At 43.6% G+C, this 14,263-nt stretch carries 13 protein-coding genes; 8 read left to right on the forward strand and 5 right to left on the reverse strand.

Annotated elements, in window-relative coordinates; translation table 11 throughout:
- Positions 1-69: 69 nt before the first annotated feature.
- The 3 genes from R7D93_RS18930 to R7D93_RS18940 all read left to right on the forward strand — a co-directional run bounded on the left by R7D93_RS18930 (position 70) and on the right by R7D93_RS18940 (position 2,252).
- The gene (locus tag R7D93_RS18930; RefSeq protein ID WP_213886802.1) at positions 70-987 is read left to right on the forward strand and encodes an SPFH domain-containing protein; all 918 of its coding nucleotides are present in this window, start codon (positions 70-72) and stop codon (positions 985-987) included.
- A gap of 3 nt (positions 988-990) precedes the next feature.
- Positions 991-1,452: an NfeD family protein gene (locus R7D93_RS18935; protein WP_017634826.1), complete on the forward strand. Its 462-nt coding sequence runs from the start codon at positions 991-993 to the stop codon at positions 1,450-1,452.
- 617 nt (positions 1,453-2,069) lie between these two features.
- Positions 2,070-2,252: a hypothetical protein gene (locus R7D93_RS18940; RefSeq protein ID WP_213868278.1), complete on the forward strand. Its 183-nt coding sequence runs from the start codon at positions 2,070-2,072 to the stop codon at positions 2,250-2,252.
- Positions 2,253-2,292: 40 nt separating this feature from the next.
- Here R7D93_RS18940 and R7D93_RS18945 read toward each other — a convergent pair whose 3' ends face one another.
- The 3 genes from R7D93_RS18945 to zipA all read right to left on the reverse strand — a co-directional run bounded on the left by R7D93_RS18945 (position 2,293) and on the right by zipA (position 7,272).
- Positions 2,293-3,702, reverse strand: coding sequence for a hypothetical protein (locus R7D93_RS18945; RefSeq protein ID WP_005382055.1), 1,410 nt, complete (start codon positions 3,700-3,702; stop codon positions 2,293-2,295).
- A 510-nt stretch (positions 3,703-4,212) separates the two neighbouring features.
- Positions 4,213-6,225: an NAD-dependent DNA ligase LigA gene (gene ligA / locus R7D93_RS18950; protein WP_017819968.1), complete on the reverse strand. Its 2,013-nt coding sequence runs from the start codon at positions 6,223-6,225 to the stop codon at positions 4,213-4,215.
- Positions 6,226-6,315: 90 nt separating this feature from the next.
- Positions 6,316-7,272 (reverse strand): cell division protein ZipA, encoded by a 957-nt coding sequence (gene zipA / locus R7D93_RS18955; RefSeq protein WP_065274252.1) that lies wholly within the window; start codon positions 7,270-7,272, stop codon positions 6,316-6,318.
- A gap of 251 nt (positions 7,273-7,523) precedes the next feature.
- On the opposite strand from zipA, the gene cysZ reads away from it, so the two are divergent.
- From cysZ to crr, 5 genes are all read left to right on the forward strand, one after another.
- A complete protein-coding gene (gene cysZ / locus R7D93_RS18960; RefSeq protein WP_025998633.1) occupies positions 7,524-8,267 on the forward strand; it encodes a sulfate transporter CysZ in 744 nt (247 codons plus the stop codon).
- A gap of 164 nt (positions 8,268-8,431) precedes the next feature.
- A complete protein-coding gene (gene cysK / locus R7D93_RS18965; RefSeq protein WP_005382045.1) occupies positions 8,432-9,400 on the forward strand; it encodes a cysteine synthase A in 969 nt (322 codons plus the stop codon).
- A gap of 300 nt (positions 9,401-9,700) precedes the next feature.
- Positions 9,701-9,958: an HPr family phosphocarrier protein gene (locus tag R7D93_RS18970; RefSeq protein ID WP_005382043.1), complete on the forward strand. Its 258-nt coding sequence runs from the start codon at positions 9,701-9,703 to the stop codon at positions 9,956-9,958.
- Between the two features lie 140 nt (positions 9,959-10,098).
- Positions 10,099-11,823: a phosphoenolpyruvate-protein phosphotransferase PtsI gene (gene ptsI / locus R7D93_RS18975; RefSeq protein ID WP_005389298.1), complete on the forward strand. Its 1,725-nt coding sequence runs from the start codon at positions 10,099-10,101 to the stop codon at positions 11,821-11,823.
- A 121-nt stretch (positions 11,824-11,944) separates the two neighbouring features.
- The gene (gene crr / locus R7D93_RS18980) at positions 11,945-12,454 is read left to right on the forward strand and encodes a PTS glucose transporter subunit IIA (RefSeq protein ID WP_005382041.1); all 510 of its coding nucleotides are present in this window, start codon (positions 11,945-11,947) and stop codon (positions 12,452-12,454) included.
- 94 nt (positions 12,455-12,548) lie between these two features.
- Here crr and R7D93_RS18985 read toward each other — a convergent pair whose 3' ends face one another.
- Together R7D93_RS18985 and R7D93_RS18990 are read right to left on the reverse strand one after the other, a co-directional pair.
- Positions 12,549-13,673, reverse strand: a complete 1,125-nt coding sequence (locus R7D93_RS18985) for a flagellin (protein ID WP_213868276.1) — start codon at positions 13,671-13,673, stop codon at positions 12,549-12,551.
- Between the two features lie 116 nt (positions 13,674-13,789).
- Positions 13,790-14,263: flagellin (locus R7D93_RS18990; RefSeq protein WP_225473918.1), on the reverse strand; the 474-nt coding region annotated here is incomplete at its 5' end.

The following is a 14,263-nucleotide window of genomic DNA, read 5'->3' on the forward strand; positions in this document are numbered from 1 at the left end:
ACTTCAATTGTCTATTGTCTATAAATAGGTAAAAATGGATCGAACATTATGCACTTAAGGGAATAACTCATGCCAATTGATTCACTGATTACCATCGGTATTTTCGTCGTTCTTGCTGTAGTTATCTTATCTTCAGCCATTAAGACGGTGCCACAAGGAAATAACTGGACAGTCGAACGCTTCGGACGCTACACCCATACGCTAAAACCCGGCTTAAACTTGATCATTCCATTTGTTGATAAGATAGGGCAAAAAGTCAACATGATGGAGCGCGTTCTTGATATTCCAGCGCAAGAAGTTATTTCAAAAGACAACGCTAACGTGGTTATTGATGCCGTCGGATTTGTTCAAGTCATCGATGCTGCCAAAGCGGCTTATGAAGTCAACGATTTGGAACATGCCATCAGAAATTTAACTCTCACCAATATCCGTACCGTTTTAGGCTCAATGGAGTTGGACGAAATGCTGAGTCAGCGTGACATGATCAACTCCAAGCTGCTGGCAATTGTTGACCAAGCAACAAACCCTTGGGGCGTAAAAGTCACACGAATTGAGATTAAAGATGTCCAGCCACCAGCCGATCTGACCGCTGCAATGAATGCGCAAATGAAAGCCGAGCGTAATAAGCGTGCGGAAATTCTTGAAGCAGAAGGGGTTCGCCAAGCTGAGATATTAAAGGCCGAAGGTCATAAACAATCAGAGATATTAAAAGCTGAAGGCGAAAAGCAGTCTGCTATTCTCCATGCAGAAGCACGTGAGCGTGCCGCGCAAGCAGAAGCAAAAGCGACTTACATGGTTTCCGAAGCCATTGCAAAAGGTGACATGCAAGCCGTCAATTACTTCATTGCACAGGGTTATACCGAAGCGATCAAAAGCATTGGTCAAGCCGAAAATGGTAAAATCATTATGCTTCCATTAGAAGCAACCGGACTAATGGGCTCGGTTGCAGGGATAGCAGAAATGTTTAAACAGCAAGATAAAGAATAATTTATGGACTTTTTTAGTTTGTTGGAAGGTATCTCTTTCTGGCATTGGCTAGCGTTTGGCTTTGCTCTTTTAGCAGTTGAGCTACTTGGTACCGCAGGGTATTTTCTCTGGCTCGGGATGTCTGCACTTATCGTTGGAGCACTCATGACCGTTTTGCCAATGAGCTGGCAATTGCAATGGCTTTGCTTTGCAAGCTTCAGCTTAATCACCACCTGGCTTTGGTGGCGACGACAATGGTCTAAAGACAAGCAAGAAGACCAAGAAAGAGATCTGAACCAAAAGTACAAGCAGTTAATTGGGCGTACTCTTATCCTTGAAGAAGACTTTTCCGTCGGGCTCAATCGCATCAAGGTAGCCGATACCACATGGTCCGCACAATCGGATCAAGCACTTCCAGCCGGTACCCGCGTAAGAATCACCGATGTTGAAGGTATTATTTTAATCATTGAGCCTGATTCTAATTAATTTATGCCAAAGTAATGGGGCAAATCATGCTCCATTACTTTAATCTAAACAACTGCTTTCATTTCATTACCTTAATTAAAATCGAGAAAAAAATAAGTATTAGTAATATTATTAATACCCTACCTACCATTTCCTATTATTTAATTATTCAACACACGACAATCAATAAGATAGAAATATATCTAGGTAAATTATCGATCTAATTTTATTTTAAAAAATAAAACTTTATTGAATTATTTTTTGATCTTTTTATCCTCGGATACATACTTAACGCATAAGCATTTAAGTTGAGTGCTTTTTATTTGGTAAGTAAGAGGATGTACTATGAATAAGCTTCTCTTTTTAATGTTGTGCGGTATTTTTTCTTTTTCTTCCTTTGCCTACAACAACGGAAACGGCGGTACAACTAATTTGGGACCTATAGTCGAATGTAAGATGCCAAGTGGCGACGTTACGAATATTCCAAGTGAAATGTGTCGATTTAGAGGTGGGGAATGGGAATAGTAAAGAAGTAAGAGCTTAGTTTGATATAAGAGCCCTATTCAACCTTGCCTTTCTGCGTAGTCACGGTTTATACAAGCACGTAGATATTTAAAGTTTATATTAAGGTGATTATTATGAGATTTTTATCTGGTCTATTAGTAATATCTTTTGCCATAATTCCGTTAACCACTCATGCTAATGGTGCATCCGGTGGTCGTACGTTAGGCCCAGAGATAAAGTGTGAGTTGCCAAACGGTAATGTACATATGTTGCCACCGTTATATTGCAAAATATACGACGGCCAAGAAGTGAAATAGAAAAGGAGCCTAGCGGCTCCTTTTATTATTTCACTAAGTATTAGTGGAAGCTGTAAGGGATAAGAACTTGTAGACGTAAGTCTGTCTCATCCGCATCGCCTGCACCTGCGTACTCATCACGTTCTAGGATTGTACCGTGTAAACGAATGGTAGAACCTTTAAGCGCGCCACTTTGTAGTGAGTAAGATACTGTTGCGTTAACTGCGTATTCGCTTTCGTAATCCCAGTCACCTGATGCTCCGCTTGCTGCAGAGTCAGCGCCAGTACCGTAACCAAAGCCTAGGTAGTAGTTCCAGCCGTTACCTTGGTTGTAAGATAGACGGTTGTACCATGCTAGCTCACCCGCTTTGTTCCAGTCAGATAGCGCGTCCCACCACTGAGACCAAGTACCATTGTTCATACCATATGTATGAATAGTACGAGGAACGAAGTCCGCACGGTTATCTGTGTCTGTGTAGCGCAACTCAGACATCCAAGCTAGCTTGCCGAAAGATTGATTCAAAGATAGACCAGTGTGGAAACCTAGACCATCGTATTTCACATCGTCATCAACACCGTAGAAATCAAATGCTAGAGTTGTACGATCGCTCACTGTGTACTTCAAATACGCTTTGTAAGATGTGTTATCAGTCTCGTTGTGGTAGCTAGTCACTTGACCTGCACCCCAGTCAACACCATTTGCATATTGAACGCCAGTTGCTTGGCCTAGGCCAAGTTGCATAAACAGGCTGTCAGTTAGATTACCATTTAGACCTAGAGAGTGTAGGTAGCTCCATGAAGTGTCAGACCAAAGCGCTGGTGCGTAATCATCTTCGTGAAGCAGCCAAGGTGCTGTAAATTGGTCTGCGCCAAAGTAGCTTAGGTTGAAATCACCAAGTTTAGCGTTCAGTTCGAAACCACGGTAAGTACCAGGTACAAAGCTCCAAACGTTACCGATTGTACCGTTACCACCAGCCTGTAACATACCGAAACGAGCATTAAAGTTTTCGTTTGCTTTGAATTTCAGCGCTGCTTTGTAAACTTTAAGCTGCTGACCATCACCTGCACCCCAGTCTAGGTTGTTACAAGTTGAGATTTCGTTACATAGGTAGCCTTCGTTTGAATTGTAAAGACTATCGTTGTAAAGATCGCCAGAGTAGTAAGCCGCAACATCTGCGCCCACCCAACCATCGTGGTAGCCAGAAGTGAAGTCTAAAATTGCGTTGTAAGAAGAGTAGTTTAGACGACTCCAACGGTCACCATTTTCACCGCCGGGCTTACCTGTTGTACGAGTTCGTGAACGAGTATCAACTATGAATAATGCATTCAGACTTGAGTCTTGCATAAATTCGTTCACTTTCTCTACGTACTCGCCACCTGCTGCACTTTCAGTAGACGCTGTAGCTGGAGCGACAGCAACAACACCAAACATTGCTGCGGTTAACGCTGAAACCTTAAAAAATTTGTCCATGGAAAAACTCCTAAAAATGGATATAGCTGTATTTTTCTATCTCACCTTTAGTTGGCCGCCGAAGGAGAGAAGTAAATTCCTGATCAAACCTCATTATTTCTAATTTGGCTTTTTTTAGTTCCTGCATACACACCGTGTATCCACGTGATTAAGACTAACTTCGCAGCTAAAAACATCCAAATGGAACTTATTTTTTTTCTAAAAAAATATGAGCCACTCCAAAGTTCCATATAACTTATTGATCCAGATCTTATTTTTAACAACATCAACACAACACAATAAATTATTATTTAAAATCAAATACTTAAATTGAACTTAAAAGTATCAACTTGAAGTCACTCGCAGACTAAAAAAGCCAAAAAAACCAATAACCCAAGGTTCGATCTTGATCACTGAAAAGAACAAAGGCATCAATTACTCAATAAAACAACACTTAATTATGAACAATAAAAAGCCCCGCATGCTTACCATACGGGGCTTTTAGTTATTTTTTAGCTTTTTTGAGAAGACTTAATTCATCAGTTCGAGTAAGTCTTGTTCTGTTTTAATTTCGATACCCAGTTCTTGTGCCTTTGCGAGCTTCGAACCTGCATTTTCACCAGCAAACAAAATATCGGTTTTCTTAGAAACACTACCCGTCACTTTAGCCCCCAGTGCTTGGAGGGCTTCTTTGGCTTCTGTACGCCCCAGTTGAGAAAGTGTTCCCGTTAATACTACTGTTTTACCTTCTAATGGTAATTCCCCCACCTGCTCAGTAGTATTAATCTCTGGCCAATGAATTCCTTGTTCAAGCAAATCTTTAACCACCGCTTGGTTCTGTTCTTCACTAAAGAAAGTCGTAATATGTTGAGCAACCACAGCACCGATGTCTTGCACTTCAATCAACTGCTCTTCGGTAGCATTTTGGATCGCTCCCAACGTTTTAAAGTGCATTGCTAAGTTTGCTGCGGTTGCCTCGCCAACTTCACGGATCCCCAGTGAATACAAAAACCGAGGTAAAGTTGTCTCTTTGGATTTTTCTAACGCATTCACAATATTCTGCGCAGACTTTGGCCCCATGCGATCTAGTACGGTTAAAATCCCCGCTGATAACTTAAATAAGTCAGCAGGAGTTTTCACCATCTCACGATCAACAAGCTGCTCGATCACTTTATCGCCTAAACCGTCAACGTCTAACGCTTTACGAGAAACAAAGTGTTTTAGCGCTTGTTTGCGTTGGGCTTGGCAAACTAAGCCCCCCATACAACGTGTTACCGCTTCTCCTTCGATCCGCTCAACATGCGAACCACAAACAGGACACTGAGTTGGGAAAACAATATCTCGAGCTGTTTCTGGTCGACGCTCTTTGATGACAGATACGACTTGCGGAATAACATCGCCAGCACGGCGGATCACAACGTGATCACCAATCTTGACCTGCAGACGTTCTATCTCATCTGCGTTATGAAGCGTCGCATTACTTACCGTTACCCCGCCAACAAATACAGGCTCTAGTTTAGCAACAGGTGTAATCGCACCAGTGCGACCGACTTGGAACTCCACTTCATTCAGTGTCGTCATTTCTTCCTGTGCTGGGAACTTGTAGGCAATCGCCCAACGTGGAGCGCGAGCAACAAACCCCAGACGCTCTTGCACGGCAATATCGTCAATTTTAATAACGACACCATCGATCTCATAAGGGAGGGCATCACGACGCTGCAATATATCTTGGTAGTAAGCTTTTACATCCGCCAAGCTTTCAACTCGCTTAGTTTCCGGACACATTGGCAGTCCCCAAGATTTGATTTGCAAAAAGCGTTCGTAATGACTTGCTGCCAATTCTGCGCCTTGCACCACGCCTACACTGTATGCATAGAAGCTAAGCGGACGAGAAGCCGTAATACGTGAATCCAATTGTCGTAAGCTACCTGCCGCAGCGTTACGTGGATTAACAAAGATTTTCTCGCCTTTCTTCCTTGCTAATTCATTGAGCTTTTCAAACCCAGCTTTCGGCATAAAGACTTCACCACGAACTTCAAGACGATTTGGCCAGTCATTACCTCTGAGTTTTAAAGGAATGGCTTTAATCGTACGCACATTCTCTGTGATGTTTTCACCCGTAGTACCATCGCCTCGAGTGGCCGCTTGAACTAACACGCCATTCTCATATAACAAACTTACGGCGAGTCCATCCAATTTAGGCTCACAACAGTATTCTTTCACACTCTGGCTGCCCACGCGCTCTTGTGCGCGCTTGTGGAAACTATCAAGTTCACTATCATCAAACGCGTTATCAAGCGAAAGCATCGGTACTTCATGTGTCACTTGGCTAAACGCAGAGAGAGGTTGTCCACCGACACGTTGGCTTGGCGAGTCTACGGTTATTAAGTCAGGGTTCTCAGCTTCAATATCCAGTAACTCTCGCATTAAACGGTCGTACTCGGCATCAGGGATCTCTGGGTTATCTTCCACGTAGTAACGCACAGCGTGGTAATGCAACGACTCTTTTAGTTCTTCTAGTCGCTGAAGTACTGATTCAGACATAGTAAAGCCCCGTGTATTTTCAATCGGTGAGGTTGGGAAATCCAAGAAAAAGGGCTCCATCCGGAGCCCTATTATTATTTGCTGTTAAGATTATGCGTTAGCGGCATTAAACTCAACTATTTGACGTCGATAAGATGCTAAACGATCTGGCGTCATTAAGTTGCGCTGGTCATCAAGTACGTTACCACCTAAGTCATCAGCAATTTGCTGCGCAGTTCGGAGCATTAAGTTGAAGTTCTGTTCAGCCTCGCCATAACAAGGCAATGTCATGAAGAATGAAATACCCTTCGTTGTAAACTCAGCAGGATCAGCATGCTCAAACGTACCAGGGTGCATCATATTAGCGACGCTAAACAGCACTTTGCCGTTACCGGACAAGTCGACATGACGGTGGAAAATATCCATCTCGCCATAAATTAGACCGTTTTGTTGCATACTTTCAAATAAAGCAGTACCAACAAATGGCTCTTCACCAGCACAGTGCACATTCAATACAATCACTTGCATTTCAGGTTCTGGCTTTGGCTCTTCCTTAGGCTCTGCAACGACAGGCTCACTAACCGTTTCGACTTGCTGTTCTTTCTCCGTAATATCAAACGCGGCGGGAATAGCGTCTTCTTCCACAGCGGGCTGGAATGGCTCTTCAGCTACTGTTGCTTGAACAACAGGCTCAACGTCCTCTTCTTTATCTTTTTCTGCAACAAATGAAGGGATGTCATCCGGCTCCTGCTGCGTCTGTTTGACTTCAGATGGACCACCGAATAACGGGTCAGATTCAAACTTGTTGTCGAAAGAATTCGCCATCCCAAAATCTGGTTCTTTGCGATCTTTGCGAATGATCTCAAAGTCATCTTCAGGAGCGGGAGCGAAGTCTCGTTCTTTCTCAACAAGATCATTTTTGTCTTCTTGGTCAACATCCAGCTTACCAAGTGGCTTGTTACCAAACTTTGCTTTGCCTTCTTTTTTACTGCTCCATAAACCATGAAACAGTAATGCCGCGATGGCTAATGCGCCAACAACAATGAGTACGAATCGCAATTCCTGCATTATTTACTCTCAATATACTTGTTTTTACTACTCGCAGTTCCTTGAGCAGCAACCCAAGTGCAATAAATCTGAATGATACGTTTACTTTACCAAAACTATATGTAGATTTAGAACAACTTAATGCAAGAAGTTCCGTTTTTTGTTGTGATTCTTGCCACGATTCCACTTAACAAGACGTCATTTGTCAGGGCATTGAAAGAAAAGTCCTCACAGGTACAATGAGTTTTCATTTACACGAAGCCAAAATAGACATGAAGCAAAACAATCAGCAGAGAACCGGGTTCGGTTATTTTCTATACGGGATACAATTGGCACTTGCCCCTAAAATCAGGCGCTTTGTCATCTTACCTCTACTTGCAAATATCTTGCTTGTAGGTGGTGCCATCTTCTATCTATTTTCAAACCTTAATATATGGATAGAAGGCTGGATTGGGCAGCTGCCTGAGTTTTTATCCTGGTTAACTTACATTCTTTGGCCTTTACTCGCTCTGACGATACTCGCTACCTTCTCCTATTTTTTCAGCACGCTCGCGAACTTTATCGCCGCGCCATTCAATGGCCTCTTGGCTGAAAAAGTGGAAGAGTACTTAACGGGACAAAAAGTAAATGATGATGGTTTCACTGCCGTCCTGAAAGATGTTCCTCGCGTTTTAGCTCGTGAGTGGAGAAAGCTCCTTTACATTTTACCTAAAGCAATAGGCCTATTCCTATTATTGCTCATCCCTGCCCTTGGACAAACAGTAGGCCCATTTTTATGGTTTATCTTTACCGCCTGGATGCTCGCGATTCAATATTGTGACTACCCGTTTGATAACCATAAAATCCCATTTAACGACATGCGTTACAAATTGAAACAAAAGCAAGGTAAAGCCTATGGCTTTGGGGTATTGGTGTCTGTGTTTACAACGATTCCAATTTTGAACCTTATCGTCATGCCTGTAGCAATATGTGGTGCAACCGCTATGTGGGTCGCGGAGTTTAAGCACCAACGATAGTCGATTAGAGATTAAGGAAAGGGATCAGCGCCAGCTTTTCCCTTTTCTTTTATCAAGTTCTGGGCCAACCTAATAAGATATAACTTTTTAATCCTTTTCCCTTTTTTTCATACCGCATATTCTTCTATCCATATTCACACAACGTGTAATGAAGGAACATCACTATGAGCAAAATCTACGAAGATAACTCTCTTACTATTGGTAATACACCTCTCGTTCGTCTAAACAAAGTAAGTAAAGGCAAAGTTCTCGCAAAAATTGAAGCGCGTAACCCTAGCTTCAGTGTTAAGTGCCGTATCGGTGCAAACATGATTTGGGAAGCAGAGAAAGCGGGCCTTCTTAAGCCAGGTGTAGAGCTTGTAGAACCTACCAGTGGTAACACTGGTGTTGCTCTAGCATTCGTAGCGGCTGCTCGCGGTTACAAGCTAACATTGACCATGCCTGAATCAATGAGCCTAGAACGCCGTAAGCTACTAAAAGCACTAGGCGCGAACCTTGAGCTGACTGAAGCGGCGAAAGGCATGAAAGGGGCGATTGCTAAAGCAGAAGAAATCGTAGCAAGCAACCCTGAGAAGTACCTACTTCTTCAACAATTTGACAACCCAGCGAACCCAGAAATCCACGAAAAGACTACGGGCCCTGAGATTTGGGAAGCGACAGACGGTGAAATCGACGTATTCGTTGCTGGTGTTGGTACGGGCGGTACTATCACAGGTACAAGCCGTTACATCAAAGGTGAAAAAGGCAAAGCCATCACCTCTGTTGCAGTTGAGCCAGCAGAGTCTCCGGTTATTGCACAAGCACTTGCTGGCGAAGAAATCCAACCTGCCCCACACAAAATTCAAGGTATCGGTGCTGGTTTCATCCCTGGTAACCTCGATTTAGACATTATTGACCGTGTTGAGCAAGTTACCTCAGAAGAAGCGATTGAGATGGCTCGCCGCCTAATGGAAGAGGAAGGTATCCTAGCTGGTATCTCATCTGGCGCAGCGGTTGTTGCAGCGAACCGACTTGCAGAACTACCTGAATTTGAAGGAAAAACAATTGTAACTGTCTTGCCAAGTTCCGGTGAGCGTTACCTAAGTACAGCACTCTTTGCAGGTATCTTTACCGAAAAAGAGAACCAACAATAATATGTGTTCAAATCAATTTTTAGTTTAAAAAAGCCCCGTTTAGGGGCTTTTTTGTTGATCCCTGCCCTACCTTTGGTAATATCAGGGTGTTTTATTTCTAGCTTCAAAATAAAGAAGCAGAACAAAAAAAGGTTTCAAAGTGATTACGCACGCAAACAGTTGCGTAGTTACCAAACTTTTGACTAGTATCAGAACTGACGCGCTTTGAACTCTTCCCGTGCTAGCGCACAAGATGTAAAGCAGTTAAGCTAAAATCTGGTCACAAACTAACAAAAAAATACATTTATTGGGGTATATCACATGTACGAGAAGCAAGTAGAAATCACAGCAGAAAACGGCCTTCACACTCGTCCAGCTGCACAGTTTGTTAAAGAAGCAAAAGCATTCGACGCAGACATCACTGTGACTTCTAACGGTAAAAGCGCTAGCGCTAAGAGCCTGTTCAAACTACAAACACTAGGCCTAGTAAAAGGTACTCAAGTTACTATTTCTGCTGAAGGCCCACAAGCTCAGCAAGCAGTTGACCACCTAGTTGCTCTAATGGACCAACTACACTAATCCGGTCTCCTACTCCAGAAGCCATTTTGTGAAAGCAAAATGGCTTCGTTGGAAATAGGCTCAAAACTAAGCTAAAACTATTCGTTAGCGCACCCATTATTCTCCCGTTTTATAAAGTTGACCAAACTTAAGGTAAGGCTATGATTTCAGGCATCCTAGCATCTCCTGGTATTGCAATCGGTAAAGCACTACTACTTCAAGAAGATGAAATTGTCCTAAACACAAACACTATTTCTGACGATCAAGTAGAAGCTGAAGTTCAGCGTTTCTTTGACGCTCGTAACAAATCTGCAGCTCAGCTAGAAACTATCAAGCAAAAAGCGCTTGAAACGTTTGGCGAAGAAAAAGAAGCGATCTTTGAAGGTCACATCATGCTTCTTGAAGACGAAGAGCTAGAAGAGGAAATCCTAGCACTTATCAAAAACGACAAGATGACTGCTGATCACGCTATCCACTCAGTGATCGAAGAGCAAGCATGTGCTCTTGAGTCTCTAGATGACGAATACTTAAAAGAGCGTGCAACTGACATCCGCGATATCGGTTCTCGTTTTGTTAAGAACGCACTAGGCATCAACATTGTTTCGCTTAGCGATATCAACGAAGAAGTAATTCTTGTTGCTTACGACCTAACGCCATCTGAAACTGCACAAATCAACCTAGACTACGTGCTTGGTTTTGCTTGTGATATCGGCGGTCGTACATCTCACACTTCAATCATGGCTCGCTCACTTGAGCTTCCAGCTATCGTTGGTACTAACGACATCACGAAGAAAGTTAAGAATGGCGACATGCTGATTCTTGACGCAATGAACAACAAGATTGTTGTTAACCCATCAGAAGCTGAGCTAGAAGAAGCGAAAGCGGTTAAAGCAGCATTCCTAGCTGAAAAAGAAGAGCTAGCGAAACTGAAAGACCTACACGCAGAAACGACTGACGGTCACCGTGTAGAAGTTTGCGGTAACATCGGTACAGTGAAAGACTGTGACGGTATCCTTCGTAACGGCGGTGAAGGTGTTGGTCTGTACCGTACTGAATTCCTATTTATGGACCGTACTGCGCTACCAACTGAAGAAGAACAGTACCAAGCGTACAAAGAAGTTGCGGAAGCAATGAACGGTCAAGCTGTGATCATCCGTACTATGGATATCGGCGGCGATAAAGATCTCCCATACATGGATCTTCCAAAAGAGATGAACCCATTCCTAGGTTGGCGCGCTGTACGTATCAGTCTGGATCGTCGTGAAATCCTTCGTGATCAGCTACGTGGCATTCTACGTGCTTCTGCACACGGCAAACTGCGTATCATGTTCCCAATGATCATCTCTGTCGAAGAAATCCGTGAGCTTAAGAAAGCGATCGAAGAGTACAAAGAAGAGCTACGCGCTGAAGGCCACGCGTTCGACGAAAACATCGAAATCGGTGTTATGGTTGAAACTCCTGCTGCTGCTGCGATCGCACACCACTTAGCGAAGGAAGTGTCTTTCTTCTCTATCGGCACAAACGACCTAACTCAGTACACGCTAGCGGTTGACCGTGGTAACGAGATGATTTCTCACCTATACAACCCACTATCACCAGCTGTACTTACAGTGATCAAGCAAGTTATCGACGCTTCTCACGCAGAAGGTAAATGGACTGGTATGTGTGGTGAACTTGCAGGTGACGAGCGTGCAACACTTCTACTTCTAGGTATGGGTCTGGACGAGTTCTCAATGAGCGGCATTTCAATCCCTAAAGTGAAGAAAGTAGTTCGTAACTCTAACTTCGCAGAAGTGAAAGCAATGGCTGAAGAAGCCCTTTCTCTACCAACAGCAGAAGAAATCGAAGCCGTGGTAGAAAAGTTTATTGCTGAGAAAGCTCAGTAATCGGTAGTACCAAGTAATTCAATACTTAATGGCCATTAGACGGCGAAAAAAGTCGTCTAATGAGCTATATTGGTATACTATAATTCGACAGAATAAAACCAAACCTTAGGAGCATGACACAATGGGTCTGTTTGACAAACTTAAGAAGCTTGTATCTGATGACAGCGCTGACGCTGGTGCTATCGAAATCATCGCGCCACTTTCTGGTGAGATTGTAAACATCGAAGACGTGCCAGATGTTGTTTTCGCTGAGAAAATCGTTGGTGACGGTATTGCTATCAAGCCAGCAGGCAACAAAATGGTAGCTCCTGTAAACGGTACTATCGGTAAGATCTTCGAAACTAATCACGCGTTCTCTATCGAGTCTGACGACGGTGTTGAGCTTTTCGTTCACTTCGGTATCGACACAGTTGAACTAAAAGGCGAAGGCTTCACGCGTATCGCTGAAGAAGGTCAAACTGTTAAAGCTGGCGACACTGTAATTGAATTCGATCTAGCTCTTCTAGAAGAGAAAGCGAAGTCAACGCTAACTCCAGTTGTTATCTCTAACATGGACGAAATCAAAGAGCTAAACAAGCTTTCTGGTTCTGTAACTGTTGGTGAAACTCCAGTTCTACGTGTAACTAAGTAATTTTTACTTAATCGAACACGAAAAAAACGCTGCCAATGACAGCGTTTTTTATTATCTGACTTTTTTCTGAGCGATGTGCATCGCTGAAACACGTTCAACTGAGCAAGCCTAGTGCTGAGCTCGGCCTTTGCTTCGCTTGAGCGAGTAATGCAGTTGTCGCATCTTGGAGCACTTGAGAACGCACCATTTCCGTAGATTCTCTTGCGAAGTCTGTATCTCTTATTCGACTCTTGGACTCTGTAACACTCCGATTCACAGTATTTAAGTTATCCATCGAGCCGTTTACACGGTTCTGAAAGCTGCCAATTTCACTTCGGTGCGAATCAACGTACTTAATTGCTGCATCAATCACCCCAACTGAAAGCTGAGCCTTACCTGCCGTCGACATATCAATGTCATCCATTGTGACTAATTGACCAGCGCTCACATCAAGCTCATCCGCTAAACTCCCTTCGAGAACCACACCCTCTGGCGCCTTCATCATAGAAGCGAAGAATTGCAGTTCGTTGTTTTCCGTTACTGAAGCATTCACTATCGATTGTTGAGCATTGATGTAAGTGGCGACCTGTTCTATACGGTCACCCAATTTGAGTCCAATGGATTCCGTTTGGGTTTGCCCTTTACTGTCTTGGTATTCGACTTTGAGAGTTTGGTTATCTTTAGTGACTCGCCAATCTTTATCGACCGCATCACCAACATAATGCTGCCCTCCCATCTCTGGGATGTGGCTACGCATGTTACGTAACGTCAAAGAGATTGAATTAGCGTTCGCGCCAATATGGAAACTTTGTGAACCGTAAGATCCATCAAACAGGTTTTTATCCGCAAATGTTGTCGTGATCGCGACACGATCAAGCTCATCTTGCAGCGCTACGACCTCATATTGAATACTTTGCCGATCACTTGAGTCATAACTGCCGTTTGCTGCTTGAAGCCCCAGAGAGCGTAAGCGTTGCAATATGTCACTGCTTTCGTGCAATGCTCCCTCCGCTGTTTGAGCAACAGAAAAAGCGTCGTGCGCATTTCTTAAGGCGACATCAAGCCCTCTCGTTTGTACATGGAGAGTATTCGATATCTGTAAACCTGCCGCATCATCGCTCGCCGAGTTGATTCGAAACCCCGAAGTTAGGTTGCGTTGTGACTCAACATTTTGCGCAGCTGCTTGACTCAGGTGTCTCTGCGCCACCATCGCAGAAACATTGGAATTTAAAGAGATCATCTAATCGATATGAATGCCTTATCGAACATAATGTCAGGACACATCTGAATCGTTATAGCCAATAAGCAAAAAGCCAGGGATGAGCCTGGCTTTGGTTTCTTGCTTTGTTAAATTGATTAACCTAGCAGACTTAGCGCTGAGTTAGGCGCTTGTTTCGCTTGCGCAAGGATTGAGCTTGACGCTTGCGATAGAATTTGTGACTTGGTCATTGCCGTCGTTTCTTTCGCGAAATCTGTATCTTTGATACGGCTCTTCGACGCATTCACGTTCTCGTTAATGTTGTCCAAGTTGCTGATTGCGTGGTTGAAACGGTTCTGGAAAGCACCCAGCTCTGCGCGGTGGCTATCTACGTATTTCAGTGCCGCATCGATGATAGCAACAGATTCTTGTGCGCCACCAACTGAGGTTACGTCGATAGTATCTACCGTTACTTTTTTGCCTTCGCCCAAACCTAGTTCACCAGATAGACCGCCTGAAAACTCGACCTCGCCCTCAACTTTGTTGTTGCCAGCGAAGATTTGCAGTTTACCGTCTTGGTCTACTGAGGCTTTCACTAGGTCAGTTTGACCGTTAATGTAAGTCGCAAGCTC

This window comes from Vibrio sp. YT-15 (assembly GCF_033337445.1).
Classification (GTDB): domain Bacteria; phylum Pseudomonadota; class Gammaproteobacteria; order Enterobacterales; family Vibrionaceae; genus Vibrio; species Vibrio alginolyticus.